Below are 20,463 nucleotides of genomic sequence, written 5' to 3'. Positions count from 1 at the left end.
GGTCATACGCCGTGAACGACGCCCCGCCGGACTCTGCCAGAACCTTCGTGATCGCAGCCGTCAACGACGTCTTGCCATGGTCGACGTGACCAATCGTGCCAATGTTGCAGTGCGGCTTCGTACGAGCGAATTTCTCTTTGGCCATCGTAGCCTCCGTCAGATCTTGTTCAAATGTTCAGTCGGTTCGGTGCGGAGCTCAGGCGTACTTGGCCTGAACCTCGGCGGCGACCGCCGACGGCACCTGCTCGTAGTGGTCGAACTGCATCGTGTAGTTCGCGCGGCCCTGCGAGAAGGAACGCAGCTGGTTGACGTAGCCGAACATGTTCGCCAGCGGAACCATCGCATTGATCACGACGGCGTTGCCGCGCATGTCCTGGCCCTGGATCTGGCCGCGACGCGAGTTCAGGTCGCCGATGACCGAACCGGTATAGTCTTCCGGGGTCACGACCTCGACCTTCATGATCGGCTCGAGCAGCACGGAGCCGCCCTTCTGCAGACCTTCGCGCAGCGCTGCACGGGAGGCGATTTCGAAGGCCAGGGCCGACGAATCGACTTCGTGGAAGGCGCCGTCGATCAGCGTGACCTTGACGTCGACAACCGGGAAGCCGGCGAGAACGCCCGAGCCGATGACCGAGTTCAGGCCCTTCTCGACGCCGGGGATATACTCCTTCGGCACCGAACCACCGACGACCTTCGACTCGAACTCGAAGCCCTTGCCGGTCTCGTTCGGCTCAATGATGAGCTTGACGCGGGCGAACTGGCCCGTGCCGCCGGTCTGCTTCTTGTGGGTGTAGTCGACCTCGGCCTTCTTGGTCAGCGTCTCGCGATACGCAACCTGCGGCGCGCCGATATTGGCGTCGACCTTGTAGGTGCGCTTCAGGATGTCGACCTTGATGTCGAGATGGAGCTCGCCCATGCCCTTCAGGATGGTCTGGCCGCTCTCCTGGTCGGTCGACACGCGGAAGGACGGATCCTCGTTCGCGAGCTTCGACAGGGCGAGGCCCAGCTTCTCCTGGTCGGCCTTGGACTTCGGCTCGATCGCGATCGTGATGACCGGCTCGGGGAACTCCATGCGCTCCAGGATGACCGCCTGGGCGGGATCGCAGAGCGTGTCGCCGGTGCGGACGTCCTTGAGGCCGGCCAGGGCGACGATGTCGCCGGCATAAGCCTCCTTGATGTCCTCGCGGTTGTTCGCATGCATCAGGAGCATGCGACCAACGCGCTCCTTCTTGTCGCGGGTGGAGTTGATGACGCCCTGGCCGGCTTCGACCTTGCCCGAATAGATGCGGCAGAAGGTGATCGTGCCGACAAAGGGGTCGTCCATGATCTTGAAGGCGAGCATCGCGAAGGGATCCTCGTCCGTCGGATTGCGGACGGTCGGCTCTTCGGTCTTGAAGTCAATGCCTTCGACTGCGCCACGATCCACCGGCGAGGGCAGATAGTCGACGACCGCGTCGAGCAGCGGCTGCACGCCCTTGTTCTTGAAGGACGAGCCGCAGAGGACGGGGTGGAACGCACGACGCTGCACAGCGGTGCGCACCAGGCGACGCAGGGTATCGGCGTCCGGCTCGGTGCCTTCGAGATAGGCTTCCATCGCGGCGTCGTCCATCTCGACGGCGGCCTCGACAAGCTTCGAGCGGTACTCGGCGGCCTTCTCAGCAAGGTCGGCCGGGATGTCCTGCTCCTCGAACGAGGCGCCGAGCGCTTCGCCGTTCCAGACGATCGCCTTCATCTTCACGAGGTCGACGACACCCGCGAAGTTGGACTCCGAACCGATCGGGATCTGCAGGCAGACGGGCTTGCCGGCGACGCGGTCGATGATGTCCTGGACGCAGCGATAGAAATCGGCGCCGATCTTGTCCATCTTGTTGACGAAGACGACGCGCGGAACGTCGTACTTGTCGGCCTGGCGCCAGACGGTCTCGGTCTGGGGCTCGACGCCCTGGTTGCCATCGAGAACGCAGACGGCACCGTCGAGAACGCGCAGCGAACGCTCGACCTCAATGGTGAAGTCGACGTGGCCGGGGGTGTCGATGATGTTCAGGCGGTTGTCGCGCCAGAAGCAGGTCGTCGCAGCCGAGGTGATCGTGATGCCACGCTCCTGCTCCTGCGTCATCCAGTCCATGGTCGCGGCGCCGTCATGGACTTCGCCGATTTTATGCGACTTGCCGGTGTAGTAGAGGATGCGCTCGGTCGTCGTCGTCTTGCCGGCATCAATGTGGGCCATGATGCCGAAGTTGCGATAACGGTCGATGGGATGGGAACGGGCCATGATCGTGCTCTATGTCTCGGTTCGGCGCGCCGCTTACCAGCGGTAGTGCGAGAAGGCGCGGTTGGCTTCCGCCATCCGGTGCGTGTCTTCACGCTTCTTCACGGCGTTGCCGCGGTTGTTGGCGGCGTCCATCAGCTCGGCCGACAGGCGCTCCACCATGGTCTTGTCGTTGCGGCCGCGAGCGGCAGCGATCAGCCAGCGGATCGCAAGCGCCTGGCGGCGCTCAGTGCGAACCTCGACCGGAACCTGATAGGTCGCGCCGCCGACGCGGCGGGAACGGACCTCGATCGCCGGAGCGACGTTCTCGAGTGCCGACTTGAAGACGCCGAGCGGCTCGCTCTTGGTCTTGCTCTCGATGATATCGAAGGCGCCGTAGACGATCCGCTCGGCGGTCGACTTCTTACCTTCGTACATCACGGAGTTCATGAACTTGGTCACGACGATATCGCCGAACTTCGGGTCCGGGATAACTTCGCGCTTTTCGGCACTATGGCGGCGGGACATCGTCTAGTCTCCGGTCAATCTGGAACGCTGCGGACCGGCTCGGATCGAACGACCCCGCCGGCCTGGCAGAAAATTACTTCGGACGCTTCGCGCCGTACTTCGAACGGCGCTGCTTGCGGTTCTTGACGCCCTGCGTGTCGAGCACACCGCGCAGGATGTGATAGCGCACGCCGGGAAGGTCCTTCACGCGGCCGCCACGGATCATGACGACCGAGTGCTCCTGAAGGTTGTGACCTTCACCCGGAATGTAGCCGATCACCTCGAAGCCGTTCGTCAGACGAACCTTGGCAACCTTGCGGAGCGCCGAGTTCGGCTTCTTCGGGGTCGTCGTATAAACGCGCGTGCAGACGCCGCGCTTCTGCGGGCACGACTCGAGCGCCGGGGCGGTGTTACGCGCCTTCACGGGTGAGCGCGGCTTGCGGATGAGCTGGCTGATTGTCGGCATTCTGGCCTCTCGCCCCACTGAGCGTTTGGAAATTCTCTGGTCAATCTCCCAGCGCGAGCGAAGCCATGACATAAACGAAGCCGCGCCATCGGCTCCCTTTAGGGGCCTCAGGCGCGCTTGCCATGCAGAGGAACACGGGAAACCCGCGTTCATGCGTCTTGCCATGTCGTCGTTCGACGCTGGAATTCCGACGGAGTTTCGGTCGCGAAACTCGCTTGCGAATCTGGCGCAAGCGACAAACGTGTCCGACAACCGTCGACAGTGGCGCGCTTATGACTCACAGAAGGATTCGCGTCAACCCCGAAACCGCCGAAAAGGCCGTTGTTTTGCGGGGTTCGGGTAGGTTACGCCGGTGCCTGCCTTACCGTGAAACAAAAAGGCCGCCCGGAGGGGGCGGCCTTTCCGATGATTACCGAAGATTGCTCCGACGATTCTTACTCCGCAGCAGGCAGGACCGCAGCAGCTTCCTTGGCGGCCTTCGCCGCCGCATCCGCCTTCTGGCCGACGATGAGATCGTCACGACGCGTGGCCACCTGCTTGATGCGGGCGACCTGGGCGCCGGTGCCGGCCGGGATGAGCGAGCCGACGATGACGTTCTCCTTGAGGCCTTCGAGCATGTCGGACTTGCCGTTGACCGCCGCCTCCGTGAGGACGCGGGTGGTCTCCTGGAACGACGCCGCCGAGATGAAGGAGCGGGTCTGCAGCGACGCCTTGGTAATGCCGAGCAGGACCGGAACGCCGGAAGCCGGCTTCTTGCCCTCCTCGCGCAGCTTCGCATTGACCTCTTCCAGCTCGATACGATCGATCTGGTCGCCGGTCAGGATGTCGCTGTCGCCCGACTCCGTGATCTCGACCTTCTGCAGCATCTGCCGGACGATGACCTCGATGTGCTTGTCGTTGATGGTCACGCCCTGGAGGCGATAGACCTCCTGGATTTCGTTGACCAGATAAGCCGCCAGCTCCTCGACGCCCTTGATCGCAAGGATGTCGTGCGGCGCCGGGTTTCCGTCGAGGATGTAGTCGCCGACCTCCACGACATCGCCTTCCTGGAGATGGATGTGCTTGCCCTTCGGGATCAGGTACTCGACCCCGTCGGAACCGTCATGCGGCGTCAGCGTGACGCGACGCTTGTTCTTGTAGTCCTTGCCGAAGCCGATGACGCCCGACTTCTCGGCGATGATCGCCGCATCCTTCGGACGACGCGCCTCGAACAGCTCCGCGACGCGCGGCAGACCGCCGGTGATGTCGCGGGTCTTGGCCGAGTCGGTCGAGACACGGGCGAGCACGTCGCCTGCCTTGATCGCGTGGCCCGGCTCCACCGAGATGATGCCGTCGACCGGCAGGATGTAGCGGGCCTCGCCACCACGGGCGAGCTTCGCCACCTTGCCGTCCGTGCCGAAGATCACCATCGCCGGCTTGAGATCGGCCGTACGGGCCGAGCCTCGCCAGTCGATGACGACGCGCTTCGAGATGCCGGTCGCCTCGTCGGTCGTCTCCGTGATCGACATGCCGTCCACGAGATCCTCGTAGCCGACCTTGCCGTCCACTTCCGCCAGGATCGGGCGGGAATAGGGATCCCACTCGATCAGACGCTGGCCGCGCTTGACCTTGTCACCCTCGTCCACGCGCAGCTTCGAGCCGAACTGGACGCGATGGACCGCGCGCTCGGCGCCGTCCGGGCCGACGATCACGATGGCGATGTTCCGCGCCATGGCGATCAGGTCGCCGTCCGAGTTCCGCGCGACGTTGCGGTTGCGCATCTTGACCGTGCCTTCGAAGTTCGACTCGACGAAGGACTGGTCGGCGATGGTGGCCGCGCCGCCGATGTGGAAGGTACGCATGGTGAGCTGCGTGCCCGGCTCGCCGATCGACTGCGCCGCGATGACGCCAACGGCCTCGCCCATGTTGACGGGCGTGCCGCGGGCCAGATCGCGCCCGTAGCAGGTGGCGCAGACGCCGTTCTTGGTCTCGCAGGTGAGAACCGAACGGATCTTCACCTCCTGGACGCCGGCGGCATTGATCTTGGCGATGTCGCTCTCTTCGATCACGACGCCCTTGGCGACGAGGACCTTGCCCTCGACGTCGACGACGTCCTCGGCCGCGGCGCGACCCAGGATGCGCATGCCGAGCGAGGCCACGATCTGGCCGGCATCGACGATGGCACGCATCTTGATGCCGTTATCCGAGCCGCAATCCACCTCGGAGATAATCGCGTCCTGCGCCACGTCGACGAGACGGCGCGTGAGATAGCCGGAGTTGGCCGTCTTGAGCGCCGTGTCGGCGAGGCCCTTGCGGGCGCCGTGGGTCGAGTTGAAGTACTCGAGAACGTCGAGGCCTTCCTTGAAGTTCGAGATGATCGGCGATTCGATGATCTCGCCCGACGGCTTGGCCATCAGGCCGCGCATGGCGGCGAGCTGGCGCATCTGCGCCGGCGAACCACGGGCGCCGGAGTGCGACATCATGTAGATCGAGTTGATCTGCTTGTCGCGGCCGGTCTCGTCCTTCTGGACGGTCGAGATGCGGGCCATCATCTCCTGGGCGAGCTTGTCGGAGCACTTCGCCCAGGCGTCGACGACCTTGTTGTACTTCTCGCCCTGCGTGATCAGGCCGTCCTGGTACTGCTGCTCGTAGTCCTTTGCGAGCGCGCGGGTCGTGTCGACGATCTGCCACTTGTTCTCCGGCACGACCATGTCGTCCTTGCCGAAGGAGATGCCGGCCTTGAAGGCGTGACGGAAGCCCAGCGCCATGACGCGGTCGCAGAAGATCACCGATTCCTTCTGACCGCAGCCGCGATACACGGCGTCGATCATTCCGGAAATTTCCTTCTTGGTCATCAGGCGGTTGCTGACGTCGAAGGATACGGCCGGGTGGTCAGGCAGCGCGGTCGAGAGGATCACGCGGCCCGGCGTGGTGTCGTAGATCTTCGTGTACGGCTTGCCGTCCTTGCCGGTGCCGGTCCAGCGATATTTGATCTTCGAATGCAGCGTCACGACCTTCTCGTGCAGCGCATGCTCGAGTTCGCCGAAATCGCCGAAGACCTTGCCCTGGCCGGGCTCGCCGTCCGAGACGATCGAGAGATAGTAGAGACCGAGCACGATGTCCTGCGACGGCACGATGATCGGCATGCCGTTCGCCGGGTGCAGGATGTTGTTGGTCGACATCATCAGCACGCGCGCTTCCAGCTGCGCCTCGAGCGACAGCGGGACGTGCACGGCCATCTGGTCGCCGTCGAAGTCCGCGTTGAACGCGGCGCAGACCAGCGGGTGCAGCTGGATCGCCTTGCCCTCGATCAGCACGGGCTCGAAGGCCTGGATGCCGAGGCGGTGGAGCGTCGGCGCCCGGTTCAGCATCACCGGATGCTCGCGGATGACCTCGTCCAGGATATCCCAGACCTCCGGCTTCTCCTTCTCGACGAGCTTCTTGGCCTGCTTGACCGTGGTCGAATAACCCTTGGCGTCGAGGCGCGCATAGATGAACGGCTTGAACAGCTCGAGCGCCATCTTCTTCGGCAAGCCGCACTGGTGCAGCTTCATCTCCGGGCCGACGACGATGACCGAACGGCCCGAGTAGTCGACGCGCTTGCCGAGCAGGTTCTGGCGGAAGCGGCCCTGCTTGCCCTTCAGCATGTCGGCGAGCGACTTCAGCGGGCGCTTGTTGGCGCCCGTGATGACGCGGCCGCGGCGGCCGTTGTCGAACAGGGCGTCGACCGACTCCTGCAGCATCCGCTTCTCGTTGCGGATGATGATGTCCGGCGCGCGCAGCTCGATCAGCCGCTTCAGGCGGTTGTTGCGGTTGATGACGCGGCGATAGAGGTCGTTCAGGTCCGAGGTCGCGAAGCGGCCGCCGTCGAGCGGCACGAGCGGACGCAGATCCGGCGGGATGACCGGGATCTGGGTCATCACCATCCATTCCGGCTTGTTGCCCGACTCCTGGAAGGCCTCGATGATCTTGAGGCGCTTCATCAGCTTCTTGGGCTTCAGCTCCGACGTCGTCGTCGCGATCTCATGCTTCAGATCGGCGTTGATCTGGTCGAGGTCGAGCGCGCGCAGCATCTCGCGAATGGCTTCCGCGCCGATCATGGCGGTGAAGGTGTCCGCGCCGTACTCCTCCTGAGCCCGGACGTACTCCTCCTCCGACAGCAGCTGACGGTCCTTGAGCGGGGTCAGGCCCGGCTCGATGACGACGTAGCTTTCGAAGTAGAGGATGCGCTCGAGGTCCTTGAGCGGCATATCCATCAGCAGGCCGATGCGCGAGGGCAGCGACTTGAGGAACCAGATATGCGCCACCGGGGCGGCGAGCTCGATATGGCCCATGCGCTCGCGCCGGACGCGGGCGAGCGTGACTTCGACGCCGCACTTCTCGCAGATGACGCCCTTGAACTTCATGCGCTTGTACTTGCCGCACAGGCACTCGTAGTCCTTGATGGGCCCGAAGATGCGGGCGCAGAACAGGCCGTCACGCTCCGGCTTGAACGTGCGGTAGTTGATGGTCTCCGGCTTTTTGATCTCGCCATAGGACCAGGACAGGATCTTCTCCGGGCTCGCGATCGAGATCTTGATCGCGTCGAAGGCCTGCTGGACCGGCTGCTGGCCGAAAAGGTTCATGACCTCTTGCTTCATCGCCTGTCTCCTTCCGCCGGCGGGGGCTAGGGCCGCCCTGCCCGGCTCGTAAATTCCGTCGGCCGGCGGCATCAGTGCCGCCGGCATCTATCCAAGGCTTGGTTAACGGCTCACTCGGCCGCTTCGGCCGGCGGCAACTCGCCCGGCTTCACCTTGTTGTTGATCAGCTCGACGTTGAGGCCGAGCGAACGCATCTCCTTGACGAGAACGTTGAAGCTCTCGGGGATGCCTGCCTCGAAGTTGTCCTCGCCGCGCACGATCGACTCGTAGACCTTGGTGCGGCCCGCGACATCGTCCGACTTCACCGTCAGCATCTCCTGCAGCGTGTAGGCGGCGCCGTAAGCCTCGAGCGCCCAGACCTCCATTTCGCCGAAGCGCTGGCCGCCGAACTGCGCCTTGCCGCCCAGCGGCTGCTGGGTGACGAGCGAGTACGGGCCGATCGAACGGGCGTGGATCTTGTCGTCCACGAGGTGGTGCAGCTTCAGCATGTAGATGTAGCCCATCGTGACCTTGCGGTCGAAGGGCTCACCCGTGCGCCCGTCATAGAGGGTCGACTGACCCGACGAGTGCAGGCCCGCCTGCTCCAGCAGCCGCTCGATATCGGCTTCCTTGGCACCGTTGAAGACCGGGGTCGCCACCGGCACGCCACGGCGCAGGTTCTGACCCATCTCGACGAGTTCGTTCTCGTCCATCGAGGCAATGATCTCATTGTCCTCGTAGACGGCGTCGAACTGAGCCTTCAGCGCCTTGAAGTCGTTCGTCTTCTTGTAGGCGTCGAGGGCCTGCGAGATCTGCTTGCCGAGACCGGCGGCAGCCCAGCCCAGATGGGTCTCCAGGATCTGTCCGACGTTCATGCGGCTGGGCACGCCGAGCGGGTTCAGCACGATGTCGGCATGGGTGCCGTCCTCGAGGAACGGCATGTCCTCCACCGGCACGATGCGCGAGACCACGCCCTTGTTGCCGTGACGGCCGGCCATCTTGTCGCCCGGCTGGATCTTGCGCTTCACCGCGACGAAGACCTTGACCATCTTCATCACGCCCGGGGGCAGTTCGTCGCCGCGCTGCAGCTTCTCGACCTTGTCGAGGAAGCGCTGCTCAAGGCGCTTCTTCGACTCGTCGTACTGCTTCCGCATCGCCTCGATCTCGGTCATCAGCGAGTCTTCGGCGGTGGCGAACAGCCACCATTGCGAACGCGGGAACTCGCTCATCACCTCGCGGGTGATGACCGTGTCCTTCTTGAAGCCCTTCGGGCCGGCGAGGCCGGTCTTGCCGGTCAGGATCTCGGCCAGACGCGCGAAGGTGTTGCGGTCCAGGATCGCCTGCTCGTCGTCACGGTCCTTGGCAAGACGCTCGATCTCCTCGCGCTCGATCGCCTGGGCGCGCTCGTCCTTGTCGACGCCGTGACGGTTGAACACGCGGACCTCGACGATCGTGCCCTGCACGCCGGGCGGAACGCGCAGCGAGGTGTCGCGGACGTCCGAAGCCTTCTCGCCGAAGATGGCGCGCAGCAGCTTCTCTTCCGGGGTCATCGGGCTCTCGCCCTTCGGCGTGATCTTGCCGACGAGGATGTCACCCGCCGCCACTTCAGCGCCGATATAGACGATGCCGGCTTCGTCGAGGTTCTTCAGCGCCTCTTCCGAAACATTCGGAATGTCGCGCGTGATTTCCTCAGGGCCCAGCTTGGTGTCGCGGGCCATGACCTCGAACTCCTCGATATGGATCGAGGTGAAGACGTCCTCGGAGACGATCTTCTCGGAGAGAAGGATCGAGTCCTCGAAGTTGTAGCCGTTCCACGGCATGAACGCGACGAGCACGTTGCGGCCGAGCGCGAGCTCGCCGAACTCGGTCGACGGGCCGTCCGCGACGATGTCGCCCTTCTTGACGACGTCGCCGACGCGCACCAGCGGACGCTGCGTGATGCAGGTCGATTGGTTCGAGCGCTGGAACTTCTGCAGACGGTAGATGTCGACGCCCGGCTTCGTCGGATCCATCTCCTCCGAAGCGCGGATGACGATACGGGTCGCGTCGACCTGGTCGACGATGCCGGCGCGGCGGGCCGCGATGGCGGCACCCGAGTCACGGGCGACGACCGCTTCCATGCCGGTGCCGACGAAGGGCGCGTCGGCGCGAACCAGCGGCACCGCCTGGCGCTGCATGTTCGAGCCCATCAGCGCGCGGTTGGCGTCGTCGTTCTCGAGGAACGGGATCAGCGCCGCGGCAACCGAAACGAGCTGCTTCGGCGACACGTCCTGGAAGTCGACCTTGTCGACCGGCGTGACGATGACCTCGCCGGCGCGGCGGCAGACGATCAGGTCGTCCGTCAGACGGCCTTCCTTGTCGACCGCGGCATTCGCCTGGGCGACGTTGTACTTCGCCTCTTCCATCGCCGAGAGATAGATCACCTCGTCCGTGACCTTGCCGTCGCGGATGCGGCGATACGGGCTCTCGATGAAGCCGTACTTGTTCACCCGCGCGAAGGTGGCGAGCGAGTTGATCAGGCCGATGTTCGGACCTTCCGGCGTCTCGATCGGGCAGATGCGGCCGTAATGCGTCGGGTGCACGTCGCGCACCTCGAAGCCGGCGCGCTCGCGGGTCAGACCACCCGGGCCAAGCGCCGAAAGACGACGCTTGTGCGTGACTTCCGAGAGCGGGTTCGTCTGGTCCATGAACTGCGAGAGCTGCGAGGAGCCGAAGAACTCGCGCACGGCGGCGGCCGCCGGCTTCGCGTTGATCAGGTCCTGCGGCATCACGGTGTCGATGTCGACCGACGACATGCGCTCCTTGATGGCGCGCTCCATGCGCAGCAGGCCCAGGCGGTACTGGTTCTCCATCAGTTCGCCGACCGAGCGGACGCGGCGGTTGCCGAGATGGTCGATGTCATCGATCTCGCCCTTGCCGTCGCGCAGGTCGACCAGCGCCTTGACGACCGCGAAGATGTCCTCCTTGCGCAGGATGCGCACGGTGTCCTCGGCGTCGAGGTCGAGGCGCATGTTCATCTTCACGCGGCCGACGGCGGAGAGGTCGTAGCGCTCGGCGTCGAAGAACAGCGACTGGAACATGTTCTCAGCCGTCTCGAGGGTCGGCGGCTCGCCCGGGCGCATCACGCGGTAGATGTCGAACAGGGCTTCCTCGCGGCGCGAGTTCTTGTCGACGTTGAGCGTGTTGCGGATGTAGGGGCCGACGGTGATGTGGTCGATGTCCAGCACCGGGATCTCGTCGAAGCCGTCATCGGTCAGCTGCTTCAGCAGCTTCTCGGTGATCTCCTCGCCGGCCTCGGCATAGACCTCGCCGGTCATCGGGTTGACCAGGTCTTCCGCGATGTACTGGGTGTACAGGTCCTCGTCCTGCGCGCGCAGGAACTTCAGGCCCTTCTCGGCGAGCTGGCGGGCGGTGCGGGCGACGAGCTTCTTGCCGGCCTCGACCACGACCTCGCCGGTGTCGGCGTCGATCAGGTCCTCGGTGGCCTTGAAGCCCTTCATGCGCTCCGCATCGTAGGGAACGCGCCAGCCCTTGGCGTCCTTGGTGTAGGTGATGTGGTTGTAGAAGCGGTTGAGGATCTCCTCGCCGTCCATGCCGAGCGCGAACAGCAGCGAGGTGACCGGGATCTTACGCTTCCGGTCGATGCGGGCATAGACGATGTCCTTGGCGTCGAACTCGATGTCGAGCCAGGAACCGCGATACGGGATGATGCGCGCGGCGAAGAGCAGCTTGCCCGAGGAGTGGGTCTTGCCCTTGTCGTGGTCGAAGAACACGCCCGGCGAACGGTGCATCTGCGAGACGATGACGCGCTCGGTGCCGTTAACGATGAAGGTGCCGTTATCCGTCATGAGCGGCATGTCGCCCATGTAGACATCCTGCTCCTTGATGTCCTTGACCGACTTGGCCTGGGTGTCCGGATCGATATCGAACACGATCAGGCGCAGCGTCACCTTGAGCGGCGCCGAGAAGGTCATGCCGCGCTGGCGGCACTCGTCGACGTCGTATTTCGGCGGCTCGAAGGTGTACTTCACGAACTCCAGCAGCGACGCGCCGGAGAAGTCGCCGATCGGGAAGACCGACTTGAAGACGGACTGCAGGCCTTCGTCGGGGCGACCGCCCTTGGGCTCGTCAACCATCAGGAACTGGTCGTAGGACGCCTTCTGAACCTCGATGAGGTTCGGCATCTGCGCCACTTCCTTGAGTTTGCCGAAGAACTTGCGGACGCGCCTGCGACCCTGGAGCGAATTGACCATGTTGTTCCTCGCAATCTCTTCGGACGGCTCACCCGGTGGTCCGTGACGGCAGCCATAGGCCGCCGGGTGAGCCGTTCGGCGCCGCATCGCGCCGCCCATGCATTTCCATCGAAACTGCGCCGCACGGTTGCAGCAAGCTTCGACAACAACTCCCGCGCACCAGCGCGGAAACGACGCAACAGCCCCGGAGGCGTAGCTGCCCCGGGACTGTCGATATTGACTACGGTCGGACCGGCATCAGCCGGCCCAAGCTCACTTGAGCTCGACCTTGGCGCCGACGGCCTCGAGCTGCTTCTTGAGCTTCTCGGCCTCGTCCTTGGCAACGCCTTCCTTGACCGGCTTCGGAGCGCCTTCGACCAGGTCCTTGGCTTCCTTGAGGCCCAGGCCGGTGATGGCGCGGACTTCCTTGATCACCTCGATCTTCTTGTCGCCGGCCGAAGCCAGGACAACGGTGAACTCGGTCTGCTCTTCGACAGCAGCGGCGGCAGCGCCACCAGCGGCCGGGCCAGCCGCAACGGCGACGGCGGCGGCGGCGGAAACGCCCCACTTCTCTTCGAGGAGCTTCGCGAGCTCGGCGGCCTCGAGAACGGTGAGCGACGACAGCTCGTCGACGAGCTTGGTAAGATCGGCCATTTTGGGTTCCTACGTGTAAGAGGTTCGAACGATATCGGGATCAGCTGGCCGTTCAGGCCGCATCCTTGTCGGCATATGCCTGGAACACCCGCGCGAGCTTCGCAGCCGGCGCAGTCGAGAGCTGCGCAAGCTTCGTGGCCGGGGCCTGGATAAGGCCGACCAACTTGGCACGCAGTTCGTCGAGCGAGGGCATCGTGGCCAGAGCCTTGACACCATCGGGGTTCAGGGCGGTCGTGCCCATCGCGCCGCCCAGGATGACGAGCTTGTCGTTCTCCTTGGCGAAAGCGGTGGCGACCTTCGGCGCCGCGACCGGATCGTTGGAATAAGCGATCAGGGTGGGACCCGTCAGCAACTTGCTGATGGACGCGACGTCGGTGCCTTCAAGAGCGATCTTGGCCAGCCGGTTCTTTGCGACCTTAACAGTGGCGCCATTCGCCTTCATCTCGCGACGAAGCTTCTGGAACTGGGCCACGGTCAAGCCCGCATAGTGGGCCACGACGACGACCGAAGTGTTCGCAAACACCTCGTTCAGCGACGCGACGGCATCTTTCTTTGCCGTTTTATCCACTGGGCTCTCTCCGGTAGGCGACAAGCTTTTGAAGGCTCGCCGCCGGTTGCAAATGCCGCTTCCTGGAACCCCGGTTGACACCGGCGCCCCGTGAAGCGACGCTTGGTGCCCTGTCCCCGCTCCCGGCCCCCTCGAGGGCCACGACCGGGCGAGATGGTTCGAACCGTCCTTTCCGGATCTCGCGATCCGGGACTAAGCTCTTACACCGTCTATGCAGGCCTCTTGGCGAAATTATGCTCCCGGACGAACCGGGAAGGCACCTGCAGTCTCAGACAGGACTGGGTGATTCCTGCTCGAAAGATCACTCTCCCGACCTTGAAACACCCATTTCTTCAGCGGAAACCCGCCGAAAAACGCGAAACGGACCCCTTCGTGTCAAGCACGCCGGAGCCTCGTCACTTATGGAAACAGGCGTGCGTATAGCGCTTTCGCCTGCTTCTGCCAAGTAGGCTCTTGACTTCACGAAATCAAGAGCGGGCGGACGGCCGGCGATCCGGCCGCCCTTCCCTGAGATCAGCCGCCGATGACGGTGTTCGGCTCGACCTTGACGCCCGGACCCATGGTCGACGAGATCGCGACGCGCTGGATATAGGTGCCCTTGGCGCCGGCGGGCTTCGCCTTGGCGACCGAGTCGACGAACGCCTTGATGTTCTCCGAGAGCTTCTCGGCCGAGAACGAGGCCTTACCGACGGCGGCGTGGATGATGCCGGCCTTCTCGACGCGGAACTCGACCGAACCACCCTTCGAAGCAGCGACGGCGGCGGTGACGTCCATGGTGACGGTGCCGACGCGCGGGTTCGGCATCAGGCCGCGCGGGCCGAGCACCTTACCGAGACGACCGACGAGACCCATCATGTCCGGGGTCGCGATGCAGCGATCGAAGTTGATCTCGCCCTTCTGAACGGACTCGACGAGCTCTTCAGCGCCGACGATGTCAGCGCCCGCAGCCTTGGCCTCATCGGCCTTGGCGCCACGAGCGAACACGGCGACGCGCAGCGTACGGCCCGAGCCGTTCGGCAGATTGCAGACGCCGCGGACCATCTGGTCGGCGTGACGAGGATCGACGCCGAGGTTCATCGCGATCTCGACGGTCTCGTCGAACTTCGCGTTGGCGCGCTCCTTGACGAACGTGACAGCCTGATCGAGCGAATAGAGCTTGGTGCGGTCAATGCCTTCACGGCCCTTGACGACGCGCTTTCCGACATGTGCCATTGTCAGCCTCCCCTCAGCCCACGACTTCCAGGCCCATGGACCTGGCCGAGCCACGGATCATGGCCGAAGCCGATTCAACGGTGTCGCAGTTGAGATCCGCCATCTTCTTCTCGGCGATCTCGGCGATCTGCGCAGCGGTCACCTTGCCGACGTTGCCGCCACGGCCCGGGGTCTTCGAGCCGGAGGTCAGGCCAGCGGCCTTCTTCAACCAGTACGAGACCGGCGGCTGCTTCATCTCGAAGGTGAAGGAGCGATCCTGATACGCGGTGATGATCACCGGGATCGGCATGCCCTTTTCCATCTGCTGGGTCTTCGCATTGAAGGCCTTGCAGAATTCCATGATGTTGAGGCCGCGCTGACCGAGCGCGGGACCGATCGGCGGCGACGGATTGGCCGCGCCCGCCGGAACCTGAAGCTTCACGTAGCCCGTGATCTTCTTTGCCATGATGGCTGCTCCTGCCGTCCGCTCCGCTGCCTATCGGAACGACGACGCCCCTGCCCGTCGACGTTCTCCGTCGGGGCCGGGGTGGTTGCAGTGCGTGGTGCGACGTGTTTGATCCGGCTGGCGACCGGCGCGTCTTCCACGCGGTTGAGGCCGGCCTATGGCACAGATGGGCTGGAAAGGGAAGAGGGCTTTGCCGCCTCCGCCTGCGAGGCATCCTGGATGTAGTCATCGAGCGCCAGGCAAATATGCACCGCGACCAGGCCCACCAGCACGAAGGCCAGAACCGCGTGGCTGCGAAACAGCATATGCGCATAGCCGGCACCTTCCGGCCATATCGCCGGCAGCGAAATTCCGCCGTAGATCTCGCGTGCGCCGAAATCGGACACGCCCGCCAGGCCGAGCAACGGGATCGCGACCAGCAGGGCGTACAGAATCCGATGGACCGCCCGCCCGCCAGCGTTGCGTGCCCAGCGCCCGCGCAGGCGCGCCAGAAGCCGATAGGCGAGCCGAACCGGGACCAGAAGCAGCAGCAGGAAACCGGCCGTCTTGTGGAAGGTCATGAGTGCGTCCGCCCAGGCGCCGCCCCCGATTTCCTTCATCAGTATCCCGATACAGAACAGCACCAAGACCAGCACCGCCGTGCCCCAGTGCAGCAGCTTGGCGAGGCGCGGAAACCCATGGTCGCCTGCCCGCGATCGACGGGCGGTCGTGATCTTCGGAGAAGGGGCCGGCATCCTCATGCGTGCTGCACGCCTTGCGTATCGGTCATGAAGCCGTCGACGGCCTGCCGCAAAGCTGCGGCTTGACCATCGATGTCGGCAGAGGCCCGCGCCATCCGCTCAGTCATCCGGCGCCAGTCCTCGATCATGCCGGCCACCTGCTCGACCTGCTCGGCCATGCCGCGCACATCGCTGGCGGTCTGGGCGGTACCGATATTGATCGTGCGGGAGGTGTCGTCCTGCCTGCGTGCCAGTTCGGCGATCGAGTCGGCAGCGGCCTCGACGTCATTGACCGAGGCAACGAGGGCGCCAATGCGTCCGATGATCCGCTCGGCCGCCGTCCCGATCGAATCGAGCCCCTGCCGCACCTGCCCGGTCGCTTCAGCGGTCCGGTTGGCGAGTTGCTTCACCTCGGCGGCCACCACCGCGAAACCGCGCCCGCTCTCGCCGGCCCTTGCAGCCTCGATCGTCGCATTGAGCGCGAGCAGATTGGTCTGGTTGGCGACCGTGCTGATCAGCGTCACGACGGCGGAGATCGATCCGACCGCCTCGCGCAGCAGCACGCTGTCATCCGTCGCCTCCTCGACCAGCGTTTTTGCGGCGTTCGCAATGCCCGAGGTCCGCTGCGCCTCGCCGGCAGTCGTCGCGAGCAGCTCGGCGATCTCGTTCAGCGACGAGGACATCTGCTCGACATGGTTGGCGGCGCGCTGGCTCGACTGCGCCGCCGCGCCGGCATGCTGATCGACGAAGCCGGAGAGCTGCGAGAGCTCGTTCGATGCGTCGGTCATGCTCGCGGCATGGGTTTCCAGCGCCGTGGCGATGCCGGCGATGTTGCCCTGGAAGGCCTGCCCTCTGACCCGCAGCGCCCGCTGCCGCTCCACCTCTCCGGCCAGCGAGGCGAGGCGCTCCTTCGCGGCCTCCTGTTTCGTCTGTTCGTCCGACAGATGCGAATGCAGTGCCCGGCCGAGCATGCCGATCTCGTCGCCGCGGCGAGCGAGCTTCTGCACCCAGCCGGCATCCTCGCCCGGCGCGGAGAGAGCCGCAGCCATGGTCGAGATCGGGCGCACCAGCCAGCGATATTCGAAGGCGATGATCAGGGTAACCAGGAAGAGACCGAGCCCCGCCAGCAGCACTGTGTTCTGCCTTGAGCTCTCGACATGTGCGCCAAGCGCCTCGCTGACGCCCGCCACCGCCGCGTTCAGCCGAACGCGCAGCTCGTTGCGCTGCTCGACGGCTTTGCGCAGTGCCCCGCGCGCGACCGTGGCATCGGCTCCCAGCTTCGATGAAAACGCCTCCAGCCCCTGGACGGCTTCCTCCGCGCGGGCGGCAACTTCGCCCTGGCTGCGCGCGGCGACTGCTTTCATCGCTGCCTTCAAGGCCTCGATGTCGCTCGGCAGAGCGCCGCGGTCGCCCCCCGAGACGATCGTCACGACGATGCGGCTCAAGGCAGCGTCCGTTTCCGAGAGCACGGCCACCGCATCGGTATGGACAGCGAGCGCCCTGGCGAAGCCAGCGAGTTTGAGGGAGCCGATCGTCTCGGCAATGCCGAACACACAGGCGAGAACGCCGAGCATCGACGCCCAGAGCGTCAACCGCTGGCGAACCGTGGCCTTGAAGAAACTGGGAAACATTGCGCCCTGCGTCGGATTACCGACGCAGAGCCTTGGCGCAGTTGTGTTAAAGGCCGATTAACCTAACGGAAGCCGCTATAAACCGACCGGAAACGCCCTGCGGGCTCAGAGCTTCTCGACCTGGCCGTATTCCAGCTCGACCGGCGTGGCGCGGCCGAAGATCGAGACCGCGACCTTGAGGCGGGCGCGGGCATGGTCGACATCCTCCACGACGCCGTTGAACGAGGCGAAGGGGCCGTCCGCGACCTTGACCTGCTCGCCAACCTCGAAAACGATCGTCGGCTTCGGGCGCTCGATGCCCTCGGCGACCTGGCCCTTGATCCGCATCGCCTCATGCTCCGGGATCGGCATGGGCTTGGCCTTGTCGGCGCCGAGGAAGCCGGTGACCTTCGGCGTGTTCTTGATGAGGTGGTAGACCTCGTCGGTCATCTCGCACTTCACCAGCACATAGCCCGGGAAGAACTTGCGCTCGGTGTCGACCTTGCGGCCGCGGCGAACCTCGACGACCTTCTCGGTCGGCACCAGCACCTCGTCGAACTTGTCGGCGAGGTTGCGCTGCGCGGCTTGGTCGCGGATCGACTGGGCGACCTTGTTCTCGAAGTTGGAATAGGCGTGGACGATATACCAGCGGGTGCTCACGTTCGTAATTCCGTTCAACGGGCGCCGAGGATGATGCCGAGCACCCAGCGGATGACGGTGTCGGTGAAGAGGAAGAACAGGCTGGAGACGACCACCATGGCGAGCACGAGGCCCGTGGTGATCAACGTCTCGCGGCGCGAAGGCCAGGTGACCTTGGACGCTTCCGTGCGCACATCCTGCAGGAACTGGAAGGGATTGGATTTCGCCATGAACCACCTCGGGTTCCGATCCCGCCCGCAGCCCCGCCGCGCGCCGAATCGGCCGTCCTGAAACATTCGCGGCGCGGGACCCGGGGAGGGTCGCGCGCCGTCATGACAAGCCTCTTACATCGCTTGGCGTCGTTAGCCAAGACCCTTTCGGGCTGCGGGCCGCTCAGCTCCGGCGCGCCGCGATCAGCAGGAAGAAGGGCCGCTCGCGCTCCTTCGCCCAGCCGGGCTCGGCGGCAACCTGCTCCGGGCTCGGAGCCCATTCGACCAGCTTGCCGAGCGTGAAGCCGGCGTCCAGCAGCAGATCGAGATAGGTCGCGATGGTGCGGTGGCGCTTGACCACCCCCTCGGCCAGCCAGTTGCTGACGCGCTCGCCCTCGTCGAGATAGCCGTTGACCGGCCAGGTCGCCCGGCCATCGGCATCGCTGAGCCATTCCTGCCGGACCGGCGCCGTCATGATCGGATGCTCGACCGAGCAGACCATCGCGCCACCCGGCTTCAGTGCCGCATGCACGCGCGCGAGCAGCCCGGCGAGATCGGCAATGTAGTGGAAGGCGAGCGAACTATAGGCGAGGTCGAAGGCATCAGCCTGCGGCGCGTAGCTTTCGAGATCGGCACGCTCGTACAGAACACGGGAATCACCGGTCTCCCGCCGCGCCCGCTCCAGCATCCTGGCGGAAACGTCGACGCCGAGCACGCTCCCGGCGCCCTCGCCCGCCGCGAAGCGGCTGAACCAGCCGAAGCCGCAGCCGAGGTCGAGCACCTGCTTGCCCCGTAGTCCCGGCAGCATGGATCGCAGCACCGGCCATTCCGGCGCGCCGTCCAGCCCGTGGACGGAACGCGGCAGCTGGCTGTAGCCCGCGAAGAAAGTCTCGTCGTCGTAGATATTCTGGGTCAAGGGCGCCTCGCCAACCTGCTTGGGCGTTCCGGCGCATCAGTCGCTGGAAAGGCGACTGGCAGGGGCAGCAGGGCTCGAACCCGCGACCTGCGGTTTTGGAGACCGCCGCTCTACCAACTGAGCTATACCCCTGCAGGTGGGCGTCATGTGCCCCAAGGCGCGGCGCATTTCAAGTCGAAATCGCGCGTCATCCTCATTTGCTGTAGGGACCGAGTTCGCGGGCATAGCGCTCGACCAGCTTCAGCCCGAACTCTGTCGGCCTGAGTGCCGGTCCGCGGTCGTGGATCGGGATGCCGGCGCGCGCGCCGAAGATGCGCTTGCCATAGCAGATCAGCGTCTCGATCGACTGCATGATGAAGGTGATCGCCGGCAATACCTCGCGATAGGCGGCATCCGCTCCGGCCTCGTCCCCGACCCTGTAGCGGGCATAGGCGCGCAGAGCGTAGTCGATCGTGTCGGGGGCCAGGATCATGCCGCTGCAGCCGGCCCGGAAACTGTCGATGAGTTCGAGCCCGCCGCGCCCGTTCAGAATCGGCAGCCGCCCTTCGGTCACCGCGATCAGCCGCTCGATCTCGACGACCGAACCCTCGCCCTTGATCAGGCTGATGTTCGGATGCCGGCGCGTCAGTTCGCGAATGTCCTCGGCGGACAGGCCACGCCCCATATAGGCCGGCGCGTTCTGGATCGCGACCGGCAGGGAAGTCGTTTCGGCGATGCGCCCGAAGAAGTCGATGTACTCGGCCGCGCTGAAGCTGCCGACCATCGGCGGCTGCAGAATCACCCAGTCGGCGCCATTCTTCTCCGCGACCTTCACAAGCTCGGCCTGCTCCGCCACCGAGGAGCCGAAGATGGTGAAGGCAAGCGGCTTCCGGCCAGCGACATCTTCCGCCATCCACTCCATCACCATGCAGCGTTCGGTGAAGCTCAGCTTCGAGACTTCGGTGGCAAGCCCCAGAGCCGCCATGCCCTGCACATCGAGCTCGACGCTGATCTCAGCCTGCTTGCGCATCGCCGCCCGGTCGAGCCGCTCATGCTCGTCGAACAAGGAGAAGACGATTGAATGGATGCCCGGAAAGGGCGGCTTGAACGACATGGGCAGGCTCCTCCGCAGCCGGAGCGGCTGATCCGCTCTCTCCCAGCGATTGAGAGCACGGAATCACAGGCCCGCGCAGCCCATGCGACCGAAGCCGCCCCTGCATTTACGGCATGGGCTAAAAAGGCTTGTCGCAACAGAAAAGGGGCGGTGTCGCCACCGCCCCTTCCCAAATCGCTATGCGCGTCGATCAGGCAATGATCGAAGCGACGACGCCGGCGCCGACGGTGCGGCCGCCTTCGCGGATGGCGAAGCGCAGCTTCTCTTCCATCGCGATCGGGGCGATCAGCGTCACCTCCATCGAGATGTTGTCGCCCGGCATCACCATCTCCGTGCCCTCAGGCAGG

Annotated in this window: 17 protein-coding genes and 1 tRNA gene; all 18 read right to left on the bottom strand. The window is 64.8% G+C overall.

Annotated elements, in window-relative coordinates:
- Positions 1 to 145: GTP-binding protein (locus AC1DIN_RS29415; protein ID WP_476803949.1), on the bottom strand; the 145-nt coding region annotated here is incomplete at its 3' end.
- Positions 146 to 196: 51 nt separating this feature from the next.
- Positions 197 to 2,272 (bottom strand): elongation factor G, encoded by a 2,076-nt coding sequence (fusA, locus tag AC1DIN_RS29410; RefSeq protein WP_476812299.1) that lies wholly within the window; start codon positions 2,270 to 2,272, stop codon positions 197 to 199.
- A 33-nt stretch (positions 2,273 to 2,305) separates the two neighbouring features.
- Positions 2,306 to 2,776 carry a 30S ribosomal protein S7 gene (gene rpsG, locus AC1DIN_RS29405; protein WP_441473941.1) on the bottom strand — a complete coding sequence of 157 codons (471 nt, stop codon included), beginning with the start codon at positions 2,774 to 2,776 and terminating at the stop codon, positions 2,306 to 2,308.
- A 73-nt stretch (positions 2,777 to 2,849) separates the two neighbouring features.
- On the bottom strand, positions 2,850 to 3,221 hold the full coding sequence (gene rpsL, locus AC1DIN_RS29400) for a 30S ribosomal protein S12 (protein ID WP_038358286.1): 372 nt from the start codon (positions 3,219 to 3,221) through the stop codon (positions 2,850 to 2,852).
- Positions 3,222 to 3,655: 434 nt separating this feature from the next.
- Positions 3,656 to 7,840, bottom strand: coding sequence for a DNA-directed RNA polymerase subunit beta' (rpoC, locus tag AC1DIN_RS29395; RefSeq protein ID WP_476812298.1), 4,185 nt, complete (start codon positions 7,838 to 7,840; stop codon positions 3,656 to 3,658).
- Between the two features lie 110 nt (positions 7,841 to 7,950).
- Complete coding sequence (gene rpoB / locus AC1DIN_RS29390; protein ID WP_476812297.1) at positions 7,951 to 12,072, bottom strand: DNA-directed RNA polymerase subunit beta; 4,122 nt, start codon at positions 12,070 to 12,072, stop codon at positions 7,951 to 7,953.
- A 252-nt stretch (positions 12,073 to 12,324) separates the two neighbouring features.
- Positions 12,325 to 12,705, bottom strand: a complete 381-nt coding sequence (rplL, locus tag AC1DIN_RS29385; RefSeq protein WP_441473938.1) for a 50S ribosomal protein L7/L12 — start codon at positions 12,703 to 12,705, stop codon at positions 12,325 to 12,327.
- A 52-nt stretch (positions 12,706 to 12,757) separates the two neighbouring features.
- On the bottom strand, positions 12,758 to 13,273 hold the full coding sequence (rplJ, locus tag AC1DIN_RS29380; RefSeq protein WP_441473943.1) for a 50S ribosomal protein L10: 516 nt from the start codon (positions 13,271 to 13,273) through the stop codon (positions 12,758 to 12,760).
- Between the two features lie 513 nt (positions 13,274 to 13,786).
- A complete protein-coding gene (gene rplA / locus AC1DIN_RS29375; protein WP_476812296.1) occupies positions 13,787 to 14,485 on the bottom strand; it encodes a 50S ribosomal protein L1 in 699 nt (232 codons plus the stop codon).
- A 13-nt stretch (positions 14,486 to 14,498) separates the two neighbouring features.
- Positions 14,499 to 14,930, bottom strand: coding sequence for a 50S ribosomal protein L11 (gene rplK / locus AC1DIN_RS29370; protein WP_441473936.1), 432 nt, complete (start codon positions 14,928 to 14,930; stop codon positions 14,499 to 14,501).
- Between the two features lie 155 nt (positions 14,931 to 15,085).
- Positions 15,086 to 15,670: a cytochrome b gene (locus tag AC1DIN_RS29365; protein WP_476812295.1), complete on the bottom strand. Its 585-nt coding sequence runs from the start codon at positions 15,668 to 15,670 to the stop codon at positions 15,086 to 15,088.
- On the bottom strand, positions 15,667 to 17,280 hold the full coding sequence (locus AC1DIN_RS29360) for a methyl-accepting chemotaxis protein (RefSeq protein ID WP_441473934.1): 1,614 nt from the start codon (positions 17,278 to 17,280) through the stop codon (positions 15,667 to 15,669). The genes AC1DIN_RS29365 and AC1DIN_RS29360 overlap by 4 nt, the downstream gene beginning before the upstream one ends.
- Positions 17,281 to 17,385: 105 nt before the next feature.
- Positions 17,386 to 17,919 (bottom strand): transcription termination/antitermination protein NusG, encoded by a 534-nt coding sequence (gene nusG / locus AC1DIN_RS29355; protein ID WP_265059856.1) that lies wholly within the window; start codon positions 17,917 to 17,919, stop codon positions 17,386 to 17,388.
- 14 nt (positions 17,920 to 17,933) lie between these two features.
- Entirely contained in the window at positions 17,934 to 18,128 is a 195-nt protein-coding gene (gene secE / locus AC1DIN_RS29350; protein ID WP_441473933.1) for a preprotein translocase subunit SecE, read from the bottom strand.
- 163 nt (positions 18,129 to 18,291) lie between these two features.
- Positions 18,292 to 19,023, bottom strand: coding sequence for a class I SAM-dependent methyltransferase (locus AC1DIN_RS29345; protein ID WP_476812294.1), 732 nt, complete (start codon positions 19,021 to 19,023; stop codon positions 18,292 to 18,294).
- 56 nt (positions 19,024 to 19,079) lie between these two features.
- Positions 19,080 to 19,155, bottom strand: a tRNA-Trp gene (locus AC1DIN_RS29340).
- 61 nt (positions 19,156 to 19,216) lie between these two features.
- The gene (locus AC1DIN_RS29335; protein WP_476812293.1) at positions 19,217 to 20,116 is read right to left on the bottom strand and encodes a dihydrodipicolinate synthase family protein; all 900 of its coding nucleotides are present in this window, start codon (positions 20,114 to 20,116) and stop codon (positions 19,217 to 19,219) included.
- Positions 20,117 to 20,306: 190 nt separating this feature from the next.
- Positions 20,307 to 20,463: EF-Tu C-terminal domain-related protein (locus tag AC1DIN_RS29330; RefSeq protein ID WP_476804176.1), on the bottom strand; the 157-nt coding region annotated here is incomplete at its 5' end.

Source organism: Allobosea sp. 05T438, assembly GCF_056396025.1.
The sequence above is the reverse complement of the archived record's forward strand: the minus strand, read 5'-3'. Positions and strand labels throughout refer to the sequence as shown.